The 17,237-nt window shown below is 56.9% G+C and carries 18 protein-coding genes and 1 tRNA gene; all 19 read right to left on the bottom strand.

Features of this window, described 5'->3' with window-relative positions; translation table 11 throughout:
* Positions 1-12: 12 nt before the first annotated feature.
* On the bottom strand, positions 13-315 hold the full coding sequence (locus BN3544_RS02460) for a DUF2818 family protein (protein WP_019428584.1): 303 nt from the start codon (positions 313-315) through the stop codon (positions 13-15).
* A 16-nt stretch (positions 316-331) separates the two neighbouring features.
* Positions 332-1,819 carry an NADH-quinone oxidoreductase subunit NuoN gene (nuoN, locus tag BN3544_RS02455; protein ID WP_019428583.1) on the bottom strand — a complete coding sequence of 496 codons (1,488 nt, stop codon included), beginning with the start codon at positions 1,817-1,819 and terminating at the stop codon, positions 332-334.
* Between the two features lie 50 nt (positions 1,820-1,869).
* Entirely contained in the window at positions 1,870-3,345 is a 1,476-nt protein-coding gene (locus BN3544_RS02450; protein ID WP_019428582.1) for an NADH-quinone oxidoreductase subunit M, read from the bottom strand.
* 22 nt (positions 3,346-3,367) lie between these two features.
* The gene (gene nuoL / locus BN3544_RS02445) at positions 3,368-5,401 is read right to left on the bottom strand and encodes an NADH-quinone oxidoreductase subunit L (RefSeq protein ID WP_019428581.1); all 2,034 of its coding nucleotides are present in this window, start codon (positions 5,399-5,401) and stop codon (positions 3,368-3,370) included.
* 7 nt (positions 5,402-5,408) lie between these two features.
* Complete coding sequence (gene nuoK, locus BN3544_RS02440; protein ID WP_026036407.1) at positions 5,409-5,717, bottom strand: NADH-quinone oxidoreductase subunit NuoK; 309 nt, start codon at positions 5,715-5,717, stop codon at positions 5,409-5,411.
* Complete coding sequence (locus BN3544_RS02435) at positions 5,717-6,352, bottom strand: NADH-quinone oxidoreductase subunit J (protein WP_019428579.1); 636 nt, start codon at positions 6,350-6,352, stop codon at positions 5,717-5,719. The genes nuoK and BN3544_RS02435 overlap by 1 nt, the downstream gene beginning before the upstream one ends.
* A gap of 37 nt (positions 6,353-6,389) precedes the next feature.
* Positions 6,390-6,890, bottom strand: coding sequence for an NADH-quinone oxidoreductase subunit NuoI (gene nuoI / locus BN3544_RS02430; RefSeq protein ID WP_019428578.1), 501 nt, complete (start codon positions 6,888-6,890; stop codon positions 6,390-6,392).
* A 22-nt stretch (positions 6,891-6,912) separates the two neighbouring features.
* A complete protein-coding gene (nuoH, locus tag BN3544_RS02425) occupies positions 6,913-7,995 on the bottom strand; it encodes an NADH-quinone oxidoreductase subunit NuoH (RefSeq protein WP_019428577.1) in 1,083 nt (360 codons plus the stop codon).
* Positions 7,992-10,100 carry an NADH-quinone oxidoreductase subunit NuoG gene (gene nuoG, locus BN3544_RS02420; RefSeq protein ID WP_026036405.1) on the bottom strand — a complete coding sequence of 703 codons (2,109 nt, stop codon included), beginning with the start codon at positions 10,098-10,100 and terminating at the stop codon, positions 7,992-7,994. Before nuoG ends, nuoH begins: the two co-directional genes overlap by 4 nt.
* Positions 10,093-11,493, bottom strand: a complete 1,401-nt coding sequence (gene nuoF, locus BN3544_RS02415) for an NADH-quinone oxidoreductase subunit NuoF (RefSeq protein WP_019428575.1) — start codon at positions 11,491-11,493, stop codon at positions 10,093-10,095. The genes nuoG and nuoF overlap by 8 nt, the downstream gene beginning before the upstream one ends.
* The gene (gene nuoE / locus BN3544_RS02410) at positions 11,493-11,981 is read right to left on the bottom strand and encodes an NADH-quinone oxidoreductase subunit NuoE (protein ID WP_019428574.1); all 489 of its coding nucleotides are present in this window, start codon (positions 11,979-11,981) and stop codon (positions 11,493-11,495) included. Before nuoE ends, nuoF begins: the two co-directional genes overlap by 1 nt.
* Entirely contained in the window at positions 11,978-13,231 is a 1,254-nt protein-coding gene (locus BN3544_RS02405) for an NADH-quinone oxidoreductase subunit D (protein WP_019428573.1), read from the bottom strand. Before BN3544_RS02405 ends, nuoE begins: the two co-directional genes overlap by 4 nt.
* Before the next feature lies 1 nt (position 13,232).
* Entirely contained in the window at positions 13,233-13,841 is a 609-nt protein-coding gene (locus BN3544_RS02400) for an NADH-quinone oxidoreductase subunit C (protein WP_019428572.1), read from the bottom strand.
* Positions 13,842-13,854: 13 nt separating this feature from the next.
* Complete coding sequence (locus tag BN3544_RS02395) at positions 13,855-14,334, bottom strand: NuoB/complex I 20 kDa subunit family protein (RefSeq protein ID WP_019428571.1); 480 nt, start codon at positions 14,332-14,334, stop codon at positions 13,855-13,857.
* Between the two features lie 43 nt (positions 14,335-14,377).
* On the bottom strand, positions 14,378-14,737 hold the full coding sequence (locus tag BN3544_RS02390) for an NADH-quinone oxidoreductase subunit A (protein ID WP_019428570.1): 360 nt from the start codon (positions 14,735-14,737) through the stop codon (positions 14,378-14,380).
* 65 nt (positions 14,738-14,802) lie between these two features.
* Positions 14,803-14,887, bottom strand: a tRNA-Leu gene (locus tag BN3544_RS02385).
* 143 nt (positions 14,888-15,030) lie between these two features.
* Entirely contained in the window at positions 15,031-15,426 is a 396-nt protein-coding gene (gene secG / locus BN3544_RS02380; protein WP_019428569.1) for a preprotein translocase subunit SecG, read from the bottom strand.
* Positions 15,427-15,465: 39 nt separating this feature from the next.
* A complete protein-coding gene (gene tpiA, locus BN3544_RS02375; RefSeq protein WP_019428568.1) occupies positions 15,466-16,218 on the bottom strand; it encodes a triose-phosphate isomerase in 753 nt (250 codons plus the stop codon).
* On the bottom strand, positions 16,218-17,228 hold the full coding sequence (locus BN3544_RS02370; protein WP_019428567.1) for an NAD(P)H-quinone oxidoreductase: 1,011 nt from the start codon (positions 17,226-17,228) through the stop codon (positions 16,218-16,220). The genes tpiA and BN3544_RS02370 overlap by 1 nt, the downstream gene beginning before the upstream one ends.
* Positions 17,229-17,237 lie beyond the last annotated feature (9 nt).

Raw genomic sequence — 17,237 nt, 5'->3', positions numbered from 1 at the left:
ACCCAACAGCGCTCAATGTTGGCGGTGCATGAGGTAGCGGTAAACAAACCCGGGGAATGCCAAGGTCACAAACATGGTGCCTGTGATGGCGTAAAACTCCCAGCCTTGGGGTGCAATCTGGCCGCCATGGTTTTCGAATGCCAAGCCGATGGCACCCACCACGAAGTACAACACCACCAATTCAGCCAATCGCCATACCAGGGGTTTGCTGCTGCGCTGAGGCCCCAGCACCAAGATCCGCTGGTTGATGAAGGGCAAATTGGCCGCCAGCAACGCCAGTACGACCAAAAAGCCGATTTGCAAAGAGGTTGACATGCTCAGGCAACGCCGATCAGATGACCAACATGCGGGCAATGGCATCTGCGCACAGTGCCATCAAGGCACCGGGCATGATGCCCAACACCAAAACCAACAAGCCGTTCACCGACAACACCACGCGCACATCGGTGCTGGCCGATACCGTGGTGGCCGTCACAGGTTCATCAAAGTACATGACCTTGACGACACGCAGGTAGTAAAACGCACCGATCAGGGACATGATCACTGCGAAGATGGCCAGCCCGATGTAGAAACTCTGACCCGAGACGATCAGCGATTGCAACACCGACAACTTGGCATAGAAACCCACCATCGGCGGGATACCGGCCATGGAAAACAGGCAGATCGCCATCACGCCAGCGTACAGCGGGCTGCGCTGGTTCAAACCTGCCAAGTCGGTGATCTCTTCGCTCTCAAAGCCTTGGCGCGCCAGCAACATGATCACGCCAAAACTGGCCAAGGTGGTCAGCACATACGAAACCATGTAGAACATGGCCGAGCTGTAAGCGTTGGCAGCCAGAGTGGTTTGGCCATTGATGACACCGGCCACAAAACCCAGCAGCACAAAGCCCATTTGCGCGATAGTTGAATAGGCCAGCATGCGTTTGAGGTTGGTCTGGGCAATGGCCGCCAGGTTACCGACCAGCAAAGAACCAATGGCCAGAAATGACAACATCTGCTGCCAGTCAAAGGCCAGTGGCAACAAGCCTTCGACGAGCAAACGGACCATGATCGCAAAAGCCGCCAACTTGGGGGCGCCGCCGATCATGAGGGTAGCCGCCGTTGGGGCACCTTGGTACACGTCCGGAATCCACATGTGGAAAGGCACGGCACCGATCTTGAAAGACAGACCGGCAACGATGAAGACCAAACCGAACACCAGCACCTGGTGGTTCACATGACCAGAAGCAACGGCCTTGAAGACAGCCGACAGCTCCAGGCTGCCCGTGGCACCGTACATCATGGACATGCCGTACAGCAAAAAGCCCGAAGCCATGGCACCCAGCACAAAGTACTTCATGGCCGCTTCGGTGGCTTGGGTGTGGTCACGGCGCAAAGCGACTAAGGCATAACTCGACAAAGTCAACAGCTCGAGGCCCAGGTAGATCACGATGAAGTTCTGCCCCGAAATCATGAAGCTCATGCCCAGCAAGGCAAACATGCCCAGGCTGAACAGTTCACCACCGCGCAACATGTCGCGATCGGCGGCGTAGGGACGTGAATAAACCAGGGTGACCATGACGGCGATCGTGGCAAAACACTTGAGCCAATGGCCCATCGGGTCACTGACCACCAGGCGACCAAAGCCGTACAGCGTTTGTCCGGCATCGGCCGACAGTGCGTGCAGCCAAGCCACTCCGCCCAATGACAGCAAGGTCAAGGCGTAGGTGGCGGTGCGCTTGGGGCTTTTCACGAAGAGGTCGGCCAGCGCAATCACGCAGGCCATGACCAGCAACACGATCTCCGGATAAATCGTCATCCAGCTGGAGTTGTCCATCATCTGTGTTCTCTCAATTCTTCTAATCAGGCTAAACGTTCAATGCCCGTTGCTCAAGGCAACTTGGACATAGCAACGTGCTTGAGCAAGTCGGCCACCGAAGTGTCCATCACGTCGGTGAAAGGTTTGGGGTAGACACCCATGTAGAGCACTGCGGCGGCCAGCAAGGCCATCACCAGAAACTCACGGCCATTGATGTCAGTCAAGTCTTTGACGTCGTCATTGGCAACAGGGCCGAGGTACACGCGCTTGAACATCCACAGGGTGTAGGCCGCACCAAAAATCAGAGCCGAAGCCGCCAGGGCACCGATCCAGAAGTTGAACTTCACAGCACCCAGAATGACCATCCACTCGCCCACGAAACCGGCTGTGCCTGGCAAGCCGCAGTTGGCCATCGAAAAGAACAAGGCGAAAGCCGCAAACTTGGGCATGGTGTTGACCACGCCACCATAGCTGGCGATTTCACGCGAGTGCACGCGGTCATACAAGACGCCAATCGACAAGAACATGGCAGCCGACACAAAGCCATGCGCGATCATCTGCACAATGCCACCGGACACGCCCAGCGGGTTGAAGATGAAAAAGCCCAAGGTCACGAAACCCATGTGCGCCACCGATGAGTAGGCCACCAGTTTCTTCATGTCTTGCTGCACCATGGCCACCAGACCCACGTAGACCACGGCCACCAAAGACAGCACGATGATGAACATGCCCCATTCGCGAGCCGCATCAGGTGCGATGGGCATCGAGAAACGCAGGAAACCATAAGCACCGAGCTTGAGCATGATGGCCGCGAGCACCGCAGAGCCGCCTGTGGGCGCTTCGACGTGCACATCAGGCAGCCAAGTGTGAAATGGCCACATGGGCACTTTCACGGCAAAGGCCGCAAAGAACGCAAAGAACAACAGTGTTTGCACGGTACCCGACAGCTGCAGTTTGTGCCAAGTCAGGATGTCAAAGCTGCCATTCGAGGCGGTGTACAGGTAAATGAGGGCAATCAGCGTGAGCAAGGAGCCCATCAAGGTGTACAGGAAGAATTTGAACGCCGCATAAATCTTGTTCGGGCCACCCCAAATACCAATGATCAGGTACATCGGGATCAAGGTCGCCTCGAAGAAGACGTAGAACAAGATGCCGTCCAAGGCACTGAACACACCGATCATCAGACCCGACAAGATCAGGAAGGCGGCCATGTACTGGTTGACTTTGCGCGTGATGACTTCCCAGCCCGCAATGACCACGATCACGTTGATGAACGCCGTCAACAGCACGAGCCACAGCGAGATGCCGTCTACACCCAAGTGGTAGTGCACATTGAAACGCTCGATCCACGACGCCTTTTCAACGAACTGCATGGCCGAAGTACCGAGCTGAAAGCCCGAATACAAAGGCAAAGTGATCAGGAAACTGACGATCGAACCGACGAGAGCCAACCAGCGCACGGCGCGGGCTTGGCTGTCACGACCGAAGGCCAGCAAGATGACACCGAAAGCAATCGGCGTCCAGATGGCAAGGCTTAACAATCCCATTTTTATCTTGTCCTCAAAATCGTTAAGCGAGCCAGACGAAATACGTCATCAGCACGAACACACCCAAAATCATGACCAGGGCATAGTGGTACAGGTAGCCCGACTGGAACCAGCGCACCACGCCAGAAACCATGCCCACGACTTTCCAGGAACCGTTGACGAAGAAGCCGTCGATGATGGCGCGATCACCCACCTTCCACAGACCCGAACCCAAACCACGGGCACCCTTGGCCAAGATGTTCTCGTTGATCCAGTCCATGAAGTACTTGTTCTCCATGACCACGATCAGCGGCCGCAAGGCGCGGGCAAAGAATGCCGGCACTTTGGGGTTGACGAGGTACATGTACCAAGCGGTCACCACACCGGCCAAGGCCAGCCAGAATGGCGCAGTCGTCAGCGCGTGCTTGGCCATGGCCAAAGGGCCGTGGAAAGCTTCGGCCATTTCGACCATGACCGGGTGCTTGTCGGCGTCCACAAAGATCACGTCTTTGAAAAAGTCGCCATACAGCATGGGTTCAATCGTCATGTAGCCAATCAGCACCGATGGAATAGCCAACAGGACCAAGGGCACTGTCACCACCCAAGGCGACTCGTGGGGTTTGTCATGACCATGGTCATCGTGACCGTGGTGGTCATCGTGCCCATGGTGCGCGTCAGGGTTCTGGTCGTATCGCTCTTTGCCGTGGAAGACCAAGAAATACATGCGGAACGAATAGAAGGCGGTCACAAACACACCGGCCAGCACAGCGAAGTTGGCAAAACCAGCAGCGGCCAAGTGGCTTTCATGCACGGCTTCGATGATGCTGTCCTTCGAATAAAAACCCGAGAACAAAGGCGTGCCGATCAATGCCAGCGAACCCAGCAGCGAGGTGATCCAGGTGATGGGCATGTACTTGCGCACGCCACCCATCCAGCGGATGTCTTGGTTGTGGTGCATGCCCATGATGACGGAGCCTGCGCCCAGGAACAGCAAGGCCTTGAAGAAGGCGTGCGTCATCAGGTGGAACACCGCCACCGAATAGGCCGATGCACCCAGCGCCACGGTCATGTACCCGAGCTGCGACAAAGTGGAGTAAGCCACCACGCGCTTGATGTCGTTTTGAATGATGCCCAAAAAGCCCATGAACAAGGCGGTGATGGAGCCGATCACCATGATGAAGTTCAAGGCCGCATCGGACAACTCGAACAGAGGCGACATGCGGGCGACCATGAAGATACCTGCGGTCACCATAGTGGCCGCGTGGATCAGCGCCGAGATGGGGGTCGGGCCTTCCATGGAGTCAGGCAACCACACATGCAGCGGGAACTGGGCCGACTTGCCCATGGCACCGATGAACAAGCAAATGCAGATCACAGTGATCAGCATGCCGTCCAGACCGAACACATACCAAGGGAAGTTGATGGCGGCCAGGTCGCCCGCTTTGGCAAACAACTCGGTGTAGTTGAGCGTGCCGGTGTAGGCCACGATCAGGCCAATGCCCAAAATGAAGCCGAAATCACCCACACGGTTGACCAGGAAGGCCTTCATGTTGGCGAAAATGGCGGTTGGTTTGTTGTACCAAAAGCCGATCAGCAAATAGGACACCAGACCCACGGCTTCCCAGCCAAAGAACAGCTGCAGCAAGTTGTTGCTCATGACGAGCATCAACATCGAGAAGGTGAACAGCGAGATGTAAGCGAAGAAGCGGTTGTAGCCTTCGTCTTCTTCCATATAGCCAATGGTGTAGATGTGAACCATCAGCGACACAAAGGTCACGACGCACATCATCATGGCGGTGATGCCATCGACCAGAAAGCCGACTTCCATCTTCAGACCCCCCACCACCATCCAGGTGTAGAGGGTTTCGTTGAAGCGGGCACCGTCGATGACGTTTTTGAGCGTCATGGCCGACAGAACGAGCGCCACAAAAACACCCAGAATGGTCAGTGTGTGCGACAGGCGCCGGCCAATCCAGTTGCCACCAAATTGGGTACCGAGGACACCGGCCAGCACCGAGCCCACCAAGGGCGCGAGGGGCACAGCCAACAGCGTGCCAGCGTTGAGGGTTTGACTCATATTCTTGTTAACCCTTGAGCGAATTAAGTTCATCCACGTTGATGGTGTTCTTGTTGCGGAACAGCAGCACGAGGATGGCAAGACCGATGGCCGATTCAGCAGCCGCCACGGTCAAGATGAAAAACACGAACACTTGACCGTGCATGTCACCCAGGTAGTGAGAGAACGCCACAAAGTTCATGTTCACGGCCAACAACATCAATTCGATGGCCATGAGCAAAACGATCAGGTTCTTGCGGTTCAAAAAGATGCCGATCACGGCCAATGCAAACAGCATGGCGCCGAGCGACAGGAAATGTCCCAAGGTCAGTGTCATCATTTGCTTTCCTCCACAGGAGCCACAGGCGCAGGCGCTGGTTTTGTGACGTCCATCTTGACCAAATGCATACGGTCTGCTGCGCGCACCTTGACCTGGATGGACGGGTCAATCGCCTTGCTGTCCTTGCGCTCGCGCAATGTCAGGGCAATCGCTGCGATCATGGCCACCAGCAAGATGGAGGCTGCGATCTGTATCGGCATCAGATATTCGGTGTACAGCAAGATCCCCAAGGCCTTGCCGTTGTCGACCGGCACCGCACCTGCCAACATAGCCGGTGCTTGGGACAAGCGGAAACCAGACAACAACACCGCTGCCATTTCAAGTGCCACGATGGCCCCCAAAGTCGCAGCCAGCGGAAAGTTTTTCCAGAAGCCCTTGCGCATGGTGTCGATGTTGATGTCAAGCATCATCACCACAAACAGGAAGAGCACCATTACGGCACCCAGGTACACCAGCACCAGCACGATGGCCAAAAATTCTGCGTTAAGCAGGAACCACACCGCAGAAGCTTGCGAGAAAGCCAGCATGAGGTACAACACAGCGTGCACAGGGTTGCGCGCAGTCACGACTCGGAAGGCTGCAAACAGCAGCACCACCGAGAAGAGGTAGAAGAAACCGGTCTTGACGTCCATAGGTCTGTCTTTTTAAATATTCAGGACTGGGCAGCGTTCAACGGTAAGGAGCATCGGCTGCTTTGGCAGCTGCGATCTCTTTTTCGTAACGGTCGCCCACGGCCAGCAACATGTCCTTGGTGAAGTACAGGTCGCCACGTTTTTCACCGTGGTATTCGAAAATGTGCGTCTCGACGATCGAGTCCACCGGGCAGCTTTCTTCGCAAAAGCCACAGAAGATGCACTTTGTCAGGTCGATGTCATACCGCGTGGTGCGCCGGGACCCGTCTTCGCGTTGACCGGCCTCGATGGTGATGGCCATCGCAGGGCAAACAGCTTCGCAGAGTTTGCAGGCAATGCAACGCTCTTCCCCGTTGTCATAACGGCGCAAAGCGTGCAGGCCACGGAAACGCGGCGACAGTGGTGTTTTTTCTTCTGGAAATTGCACCGTTACCTTGCGAGCGAAAGCGTAGCGTCCGGTCAGGGCCATGCCCTTGAGCAACTCCACGAGCATGAAGCTCTTCAGGAAGTCTTTGATCGAGAAGGAGGAAGCAGTCATTGTTGTCATGGTCGTGAACCGCTTATTTCCAGATGTTCCAGGGTGAGAAAAGCCAAGCGCCTACCACCAGCAGCCACACCAGGGTGACCGGAATGAAAATCTTCCAGCCCAGACGCATGATCTGGTCATAACGGAAGCGCGGGAAGGTTGCTCGGATCCAGATAAACATGGACACGACCAGGAAAGTTTTCAGGCCCAACCAGATCCAGCCCGGAATCATGTTGAACAAAGCACTGTCGATGGGCGGCAACCAGCCCCCCAGGAACATGATCACGGCCAGAATGGACACGAGCCACATGCTGGCGTATTCGGCCAAGAAGAAGATGGCAAAGCCCATGCCCGAGTACTCGACCATGTGACCGGCCACGATTTCGGCTTCGCCTTCGACCACGTCAAACGGGTGACGGTTAGTTTCAGCCACGCCAGAGATCAGGTAGACGATGAAGATCGGCAACAAGGGCAACCAGTTCCAGGAAAGGAAGCCCAGACCCATGTGAGCCATCTGTCCCTTGCCTTGCGACAAAACGATTTCGGTCAGGTTCATGCTGCCCGACACCATCAAGACCACCAAGAAGCAAAAGCCCATGGCGATTTCGTAGCTCACCATCTGGGCCGATGCACGCAGCGCACCCAAGAAAGCGTATTTGGAGTTGGACGCCCAACCCGCAATGATCACGCCGTACACCTCGATCGAGGTGATGGCCATCACCAGCATCAGGCCGGCATTGATGTTGGTCAAAGCGACTTCAGGCCCGAAAGGAATCGCCACCCACGCCGCCAAGGCGGGCATGATGGCCATGATTGGACCCAAGCGGAACAAGCCCAAGCTGGCCGCAGACGGATTGATCAATTCCTTGGTCAACAATTTGAGCGCATCGGCAATCGGTTGTAACAGCCCCATGGGGCCTACGCGGTTCGGGCCGTGGCGCACTTGCATAAAGCCCAGCAGCTTGCGCTCCCACAGCGTCAGGTAAGCCACAGCGCCCATCAGCGGCGCAAGGATGGCGACGATCTTGAGCAAGATCCACAACACAGGCCAGACCAAAGTGGCCCACCATGTGGCAGCGATCAGGTTCAAGCCGCCGTTGTACAGAGCATCAATCATGGGGTCACCTCCTGGCGTGCGTCTGCGGTCAACTGCAAAGACGGTGCACGGCGAACGATGCCATCCAGTTGGTAAATGGAGGCGACCGCAGGCGTACCCGCTGCTGCAGCCAGATTGATCGCAGCGCGTGTCGCGTTGGATGCAGTCAGCGGCTTGGCTGTGGCACGGGCCAACACGTCTTGTGACGTCTCAAAAGCCACGCCCGGAATGTCGAGCAAATTGGCCAAGACGCGCAACACTTTCCAGGCGGGACGGGTTTCAGCCAAAGGCTTGACCACCGCATGAAAACTTTGCAAACGGCCTTCGGCATTGACCAAACTGCCCGATGTTTCGGTGAACGGGGCGATCGGCAACAACACGTCGCTGAAAGCCATATTGGCTTTGAACGGGCTGAGCGTGACGACCATCTCGGCCTGGCCCAGGCTCTGGGCAGCGGCAGCACCTGCAGCGCTGTCGAACTCGGGTTCGGTGTTCAGCAAGATCGCGGCCTTGAGGCCACCGGCCAGCATCTGGCCAGCGTTTTTGCCGCCGGTCTGCGGCTGCGCACCCACCCACTGCGCGCCCACGGTATTGGCCGCTTCGGTCAGGTAACCTACGCTGGCACCGGTTTGCTCGGCAATCCAGTTGGCCAAGGCCAACAGGGACGATGCGTTGGCGTGGTGCGCTGCAGCATTGCCCAGCAACACGGCTTTGCGCTCACCGCCCAACAAGGACTTGGCGATGGCTTGGGCTTGTTCGCTGACATGGCCAGTGGCGGGGGCCGTCACGCCTTTTTCTGCAGCGATGGCTGCAGCCACATCGGCTAAGGCTTGCGCCCAAGCAGCCGCATCGGCCAAGACCGCTTGCGCCACAGGCATGGCCCAAGCGTCGGCGTGGGCGAAATCCGCTTGCGATGTGATGACGTTCAATTGAGCGCCATGGCGCACGGCGTGACGCACGCGCAGGGCAAACAAGGGATGGTCTTTGCGCAGGTTGGAGCCCACGACCAGCACACGCTGCAATGTGCTCAGTGAAGCAATCGATGTGCCCAAAGTGCGCACACCTTCAGCGGTGCCAAATTCGGCGTGGCGCAGACGGTAGTCGATGTTGTCCGAACCCAAGCCACGCACCAAAGCACCCGCCAAGTACAACTCTTCCACCGTGCTGTGGGGGCTGACCAGTGCGCCAATGCTGTTCGCTCCGTGGTCACGTTGGATGTTGCGCAGGCCGTTGGCCACGTATTCGAGGGCGGTTTGCCAGTCAACGGTTTTCCACTCACCGCCTTGCTTGAGCATGGGCTGGGTCAAGCGGTCATCGCCATTGAGGGCTTCGTAAGAGAATCGGTCGCGGTCAGCGATCCAGCACTCGTTGACTTCTTCGTTCTCCAGAGGCACGACGCGCATGACCTGGTTGTTCTTGACCTGAACGATCAGGTTGGCACCCGACGAGTCGTGCGCTGCCACCGACTTGCGGCGCGACAACTCCCAAGTGCGGGCGTTGTAGCGGAAAGGCTTGCTGGTCAAGGCCCCCACCGGGCAAATGTCGATCATGTTGCCCGACAACTCGGAATCGATGGTCTGGCCCAGAAAGGTTTCGATCTCGGCGTGCTCGCCGCGGTGAGACATGCCCAGCTCCATGGCACCGGCCACTTCTTGGCCAAAGCGCACGCAGCGTGTGCAGTGGATGCAGCGGCTCATCTCTTCCATCGAGATCAGCGGGCCGACTTCCTTGTGGAACACGACGCGTTTTTCTTCTTCGTAACGCGATTGTGTGCCGCCGTAACCGACCGCCAAGTCTTGCAACTGGCACTCACCGCCTTGGTCGCAAATCGGGCAATCGAGTGGGTGGTTGATCAGCAAAAACTCCATCACCGACTTCTGGGCCGCAATGGCTTTGTCGCTCTTGGTGCGCACGATCATGCCTTGCGTCACGGGTGTGGCGCATGCGGGCATGGGCTTGGGGGCCTTTTCGACCTCCACCAGGCACATGCGGCAATTGGCCGCGATGGAGAGTTTCTTGTGGTAACAGAAATGAGGGATGTAGGTGCCGGCTTTTTCGGCGGCATGCATCACCATGCTGCCTTCGACAACTTCCACTTTCTGACCGTCGAGTTCTATTTCAACCATGGGTTTTCACCGTTGGCACATCGGCACCGACCATGCAGGTCTTGTGTTCAATGTGGTGTACAAATTCGTGACGGAAATGCTTGAGCATGCCGCGCACCGGCATGGCCGCTGCGTCACCCAAGGCGCAAATCGTGCGGCCCATGATGTTGCCAGCCACGCTGTCGAGCATGTCAATGTCGCTGGCACGGCCTTGACCGTTTTCAATGCGGTCCACCATGCGCCAGAGCCAGCCGGTGCCTTCACGGCAAGGGGTGCACTGGCCACAGGATTCGTGCGAGTAAAAGTAAGACAGTCGGGCCAAAGCCTTGACCATGCAACGCGTTTCGTCCATGACGATCACCGCGCCCGAACCCAACATCGAACCGCCCTCTTTGGCGATGCTGTCGTAGTCCATGGTGAGTGTCATCATCAAATCGGCAGGAACGACCGGCGATGACGAACCGCCAGGAATCACGGCCTTGAGCTTGCGTCCACCGCGCACGCCACCAGCGAGCTCCAGCAGCTTGGCAAAGGGTGTGCCCATGGGCACTTCGTAGTTACCGGGGCGCTCGACGTCGCCGCTGACCGAGAAGATTTTGGTGCCGCCGTTGTTGGGCTTGCCGCATTCGAGGTAAGCCTGACCACCGTTGCGGATGATCCAAGGAACTGCCGCGAAAGTCTCGGTGTTGTTGATGGTGGTGGGTTTACCATAAAGGCCAAAGCTGGCCGGAAATGGTGGCTTGAAACGTGGCTGGCCTTTTTTGCCTTCCAGCGATTCGAGCAAGGCGGTTTCTTCGCCGCAGATGTAAGCGCCAAAACCGTGCGAGGCGTGCAACTGGAAGTTGAACGACGAACCCATAATGCTGTTGCCCAGATAACCGGCTGCACGGGCTTCTTCTAGGGCCGCTTCAAAGCGATCGTAAGTGTGGAAGATTTCGCCGTGAATGTAGTTGTAACCCACGCTGATGCCCATGGCATAAGCGGCAATGATCATGCCCTCGATCACTGTGTGGGGGTTGTACTCCATGATGTCGCGGTCTTTGCATGTGCCCGGCTCGCCTTCGTCCGAGTTGCAAACCAGATACTTTTGACCGGGGAACTGGCGTGGCATGAAGCTCCACTTGAGGCCCGTGGGGAAGCCCGCACCGCCGCGACCGCGCAGGCCGGATTCTTTGACGGTGGCGATCACCTGGTCTTGCGTCATGCCGGCGATGCCAGTTTCAGGGTTCGGCGCACTGCCGTCTTTGCCCAAAATTTTGCGCAAGGCAGCGTAGCCGCCACGTGCTTCGTAATCTTTGATGCCCCAATTACGGCCATTCAGACCGGCATAAATTTGCGGGTTAATGTGGCGGTCATGAAAGCAAGTTTCCACGCCAGTGGCTTGGAATTGGCTCAGGATTTGTTCGACTTTCATCAAGCGGCCTCGGCTTTCTTCAGGCTGTCGACGAGCTGGTCGAGCTTTTCATGACTCATGAAGCTGCACATGTGGCGGTCGTTCACCAGCAACACGGGAGCATCAGCGCAAGCGCCTTGGCATTCGCTCGGCTGCAAAGTAAACAAGCCATCGGCCGTGGTTTCACCGGCGTGCACGCCCAGCTTGTGCTCCAGATGCGCCAGTGCCTGGGCACCGCCACGCAACTGGCAAGGCAGGTTGGTGCAGACGTTCAGCTTGAACTTGCCCACCGGCTTTTGGTTGTACATGTTGTAGAAGGTGGTGACTTCGTGCACCGCCATCACCGGCATGCCCAACACCTCGGCCACGACTTCCTCACTGTCGGGGCTGACCCAGCCTAGTTCTTGCTGCACGATCGACAGACAAGCCATGACGGCCGACTGCTTTTGATCCGCAGGGAACTTGGCGACTTCACGCGCAAAGCGTGCTTTGGTTGACTCAGAGATCATCGGTCAATCTCTCCAAAAACGATGTCCATGGTCCCGATGATCGCGACCGCATCGGCCAGCATATGGCCGCGGGCCATTTCATCGAGAGTGGCCAAATGGGCAAAGCCCGGGGCACGAATTTTCAAACGGTACGGCTTGTTGGCACCGTCGCTGACCATGTAAATGCCGAACTCGCCCTTGGGGTGTTCGACAGCAGCGTAGGCCTCGCCTTCGGGCACATGGAAACCTTCGGTAAAGAGCTTGAAGTGGTGGATCAAGTCTTCCATGTTGGATTTCATTCCTTCACGCGAAGGCGGTGCCACCTTGTGGTTGTCGGTGATGACCGGGCCAGGGTTGGCACGCAACCACGCAACGCACTGTTGGATGATGCGGTTCGATTCGCGCATTTCTTGCATGCGCACCAGGTAACGGTCGTAGCTGTCACCGGTTTTGCCAACAGGCACGTCGAACTCGACTTTGTCGTACGCGTCATAAGGCTGCTTCTTGCGCAAATCCCAAGCAATGCCTGAGCCGCGCAGCATGGGGCCGGTCATGCCCAGATTCAGGGCGCGCTCGGGTGCCACCACGCCGATGCCCACGGTGCGCTGTTTCCAGATGCGGTTGTCAGTCAGCAGGGTTTCGTATTCGTCGACGCACTTGGGGAAGCGCTGCGTAAAGTCGTCAATGAAGTCCAGCAAAGAGCCATTGCGGTTGCTGTTGAGCTGCTCGATGGCCTTGGCATTTTTGATCTTGCTGACCTTGTATTGGGGCATGCTGTCAGGCAAATCGCGGTACACGCCACCTGGACGGAAATACGCGGCGTGCATGCGCGCACCAGAGACGGCCTCGTACATGTCAAACAGGTCTTCACGCTCGCGGAAGGTGTATATCAAGATGGTCGAGCTGCCGCAATCGTTACCGTGCGATCCCAACCACATCAGGTGATTCAGGACACGGGTGATTTCCGAAAACATCACGCGGATGTACTGTGCGCGCATCGGCACTTCAAGGCCCAGCATCTTTTCGATGGCCAGACAGTATGCGTGCTCGTTGCACATCATTGACACGTAATCCAGTCGGTCCATGTAGGGAAGCGACTGGATGTAGGTTTTGCTCTCAGCCAGCTTTTCAGTGGCACGGTGCAACAGGCCGATGTGCGGGTCAGCGCGTTGCACCACCTCGCCGTCGAGCTCCAAAACGAGGCGCAACACACCGTGCGCGGCCGGGTGCTGTGGACCGAAGTTCAGCGTGTAATTCTTGATTTCGGCCATATCAGTTCAGGCCTCCATAGTTGTCTTCGCGAATGATGCGCGGTGTGATTTCGCGTGGCTCAATGCTGACCGGCTCATAAATCACGCGCTTGCGCTCAGCGTCGTAACGCATTTCGACATGTCCTGACATGGGGAAATCTTTGCGGAACGGATGCCCAATGAAACCGTAATCCGTCAGGATGCGGCGCAGGTCGTTGTGACCTTCAAACACGATGCCGAACAAGTCAAAGGCTTCGCGCTCGTACCAGTTGGCCGAGTTCCAGATCTCGTTGATCGAAGCCACCAGCGGCAAGTCATCATCGGGGCAGAGCACCTTGATACGCACGCGCTGGTTCAAGCTGACCGACAGCAAGTGCACGGTCACACCAAAGCGGGGGCCATCGGTGCCAACTTCACGGTAGGCAGAATAATCAACGCCGGCAAGGTCGATCAGTTGTTCGAATTGGCAGCCTGCTGTGTCGCGCAAGGTTTGCATGACGCCCAGGTAATTGGCGGCATTCACCTGCACTGTCACCTCACCCAAAGCGATGGTGATACCGCTCACGCGGTCACCTAAGGCGCTGGCCAAGTTGTCTTGCAGTTCTTCGGGGCGAATGGCGAAATCGGTCATCGTCTTCTTTCCCTTAAGCACGCGCAATGGTGTGGGTGCGGCGAATTTTTTGCTGCAACTGGATGATGCCGTAGATCAGCGCTTCAGCAGTCGGAGGGCAACCCGGCACATAAACATCCACCGGCACAATGCGGTCGCAACCACGAACCACGGAATAGCTGTAATGGTAGTAACCACCGCCATTAGCACATGACCCCATCGAAATCACCCAACGGGGCTCAGACATCTGGTCATACACCTTACGCAAAGCAGGTGCCATCTTGTTGCACAAAGTGCCGGCCACGATCATCAAGTCGGCCTGACGGGGGCTGGCTCGGAACACCTCGGCGCCAAATCGAGCCAAGTCGTAACGGGCTGTCGCCGAGTGCATCATCTCAACCGCGCAGCAAGCCAGACCAAAGGTCATGGGCCAGAGCGAGCCGGTTTTGGCCCAGTTCACCACCGAGTCGTAGCTCGTGGTGATAAAGCCTTCCTTCATCACGCCTTCAATCATTTTGAATCCTTAAGCAGGCTGAATGCTGTTGTGTTTGGCACGATCATTCCCAATCGAGGGCGCCTTTTTTCCACTCGTAGACAAAGCCCACGACCAGAATGGCCAGGAAAATCACCACGGCCACAAAGCCCGCCACACCCACCTCCTTGAGCGCCACAGCCCAAGGAAACAAGAAAGCGATTTCCAAATCAAACAAGATGAACAAGATGGCTACCAAGTAGTAGCGCACATCAAACTTCATGCGAGCGTCTTCGAAGGCTTCGAAGCCGCATTCATAGGGGGAATTTTTTTCCGCATCAGGTTTGTTGGGGCCAAGGATGTAGCCCAAAACCTGGGGAATGATGCCGACAGCAATGCCGACCAAAATGAACAAGAGAATGGGAAGGTATTGTTCGAGGTTCATCTTGAGGCTGACGGTATCACCGAATGAGTAGCCCAGACCTTGCAGTCTGGGCTAATCTGTTTGTCTGGTGCCGTCGGCGAGACTCGAACTCGCACAGCTTTCGCCACTACCCCCTCAAGATAGCGTGTCTACCAATTTCACCACGACGGCTGGATACTTTTGACCGGGTTGCATGAGGCGCATCAAACGATGCATTTAGCTCTCCGGGCAATCCCATAGTTTACTCTGAAAACCCTGCCATTTCCTTTCGAAAAACAGGAAATTTATGCAGGGCAACAAAGCTGAATGGCAAATTACTTGACTGGTGCAGGTGGCACACTGTTGTCCGTCTTTGTGGCGGGTGCATTGCCAGGAATCTGTGCAGCCGTGCTGCTGTCAACAGGTGCGGATGGCGCGGCCGGCGCGGTCACAGTGACACCTTCCAGAACGCTGCCTGTAGGGGCCGCTGGGCGAGCGTTGCTGAAATAAGCCAGCAACAAAGTACACACAAAGAAAACCGCAGCTAAAACAGCCGTGGTGCGCGACAGAAAGTTGGCACCCCCAGTGGCACCAAACAGGCTGCCAGAACCACCACTGCCAAAGGCGGCCCCCATGTCAGCACCTTTGCCGTGCTGAATCAGGATCAAACCGATCATGGCCAGGGCCGACAACATCTGCACTACCAAAATCAAAGTCAACACCATGCTCATCTGTATCTCCAAGAATCAATAAAAAAGTTGGCCAAAAACTCAGCGCGAAGCGGTCTTCAGCATGGACAAAAAGTCAGGCGCTTTCAGCGCAGCGCCACCAATCAAGCCACCATCCACATCGGGCTGGGCCAATAATTCAGCGGCATTGGCGGCATTCATGCTGCCACCATACAAAATAGAAATCAGATCCGCATGCGAAGATGCCGCTTGCAACTGCGCACGCAAAACAGCGTGCACTTGTTGCGCTTGCTCAGGAGTGGCCGTCAAACCGGTGCCGATAGCCCAGAGGGGCTCGTAGGCCACCACAATTTCGCTGATGCAATGGCCGTTGGCATGAATCACAGCAGCCAACTGACGCTTCACAACGTGCTCTGTTTGTCCTGCATCGCGCTCTGCCAAGCTTTCGCCGACGCAAACAATTGGGGTGATGCCTGCAGCCAAGGCTCGCTGCGCCTTGATGGCCACCAGCGCATCCGATTCGGCATGGTACTGACGGCGCTCCGAGTGGCCCACGATGCAGTAACGCACCGCGAAGTCACGCAACATATCGGCAGACACCTCACCCGTGTAAGCACCCGAAGCATGGGCAGACACATCTTGTGCACCCAAGCCAATGCAAGAGCCAGCAAGCAAGGCTTGCAACTGGGCCAGAAAAACCGCAGGCACACACACCGCAGCACGGCAATTCACGGTTGCAATGTCGTCCAAAATAGCATTCACCAAAGAGGCATTGGCAACCAGGCTGCCATTCATCTTCCAGTTGCCGACCATCAACTTGCTGCGCATTGTCATCACCAAGTCACCACCAATTTGCCCACATGTTGGTTGGACTCCATCAAGGCATGGGCTTGCGCCGCACCCGATGGCAAGCCACCGCCTGCATCCGCCGCGCCAAACACGCTGTGGATGACCGGTTTGATGCGGCCCGACTCAATCCAGGGCCAGACCGTTTTGCGCAACGACTGTGCAATGGCTGCTTTGAAAGCCACTGGTCGTGGACGCAGTGTAGAGCCCGTGATCGTCAAACGACGACGCAACACCATGCCGGCATTGAACTCGCTCTTGACACCACCCTGAACCGCAATGATGACCAAGCGACCATCTTCGGCCAAGGCTTCGACTTCGCGTGCCACGTAGTCGCCTGCAACCATGTCCAAAATCACATTCACACCCAAACCACCCGTCAGGCGCTTGGCCTCGGCCACGAAATCGGTGGTTCTGTAGTTGATGGCATGGTCTGCACCCAAAGCCAAGCAAGCCTGGCATTTGTCGTCAGACCCCGCCGTGACGATCACGGTAGCGCCTGCCGCCTTGGCCATCTGAATGGCCGTCACGCCAATGCCGCTGGTACCGCCTTGAATCAACAAGGTCTCGCCCGCTTGCAAATGCCCACGGTCAAACACATTGCTCCAGACGGTGAAAAACGTCTCGGGCAGCGTGGCGGCCTCGGTGTCAGTCAAGCCCTTGGGGACTGGCAAACACTGGGCCACAGGGGCGACGCACAACTGCGCATAACCACCACCAGAAACCAAGGCGCATACACGGTCACCCACCGCAAAACCCGCTTCGGCCATGGCTGCTGCATCACCGGAAACAACCACGCCGGCCACTTCGAGGCCAGGAATATCCGAGGCACCAGGTGGCACGGGATAGTTGCCGGTACGTTGCAGCACATCGGGGCGGTTGATGCCGCTGGCCGACACGCGAATCAGCAACTCTCCAGCCCCGGCCACGGGGTCGGGACGGGTCGCGGACACCAGCACCTCGGGGGCACCGTAGCTCTGGATTTCAATGACGTTCATAGTGAGTCG

Origin of the sequence: Limnohabitans sp. Rim47 (assembly GCF_001517545.1) — a bacterium.
Taxonomy (GTDB): Bacteria; Pseudomonadota; Gammaproteobacteria; order Burkholderiales; family Burkholderiaceae_C; genus Limnohabitans_A.
Note: the sequence above shows the minus strand (reverse complement) of the source record. Positions and strands in the feature narration are given on the sequence as shown.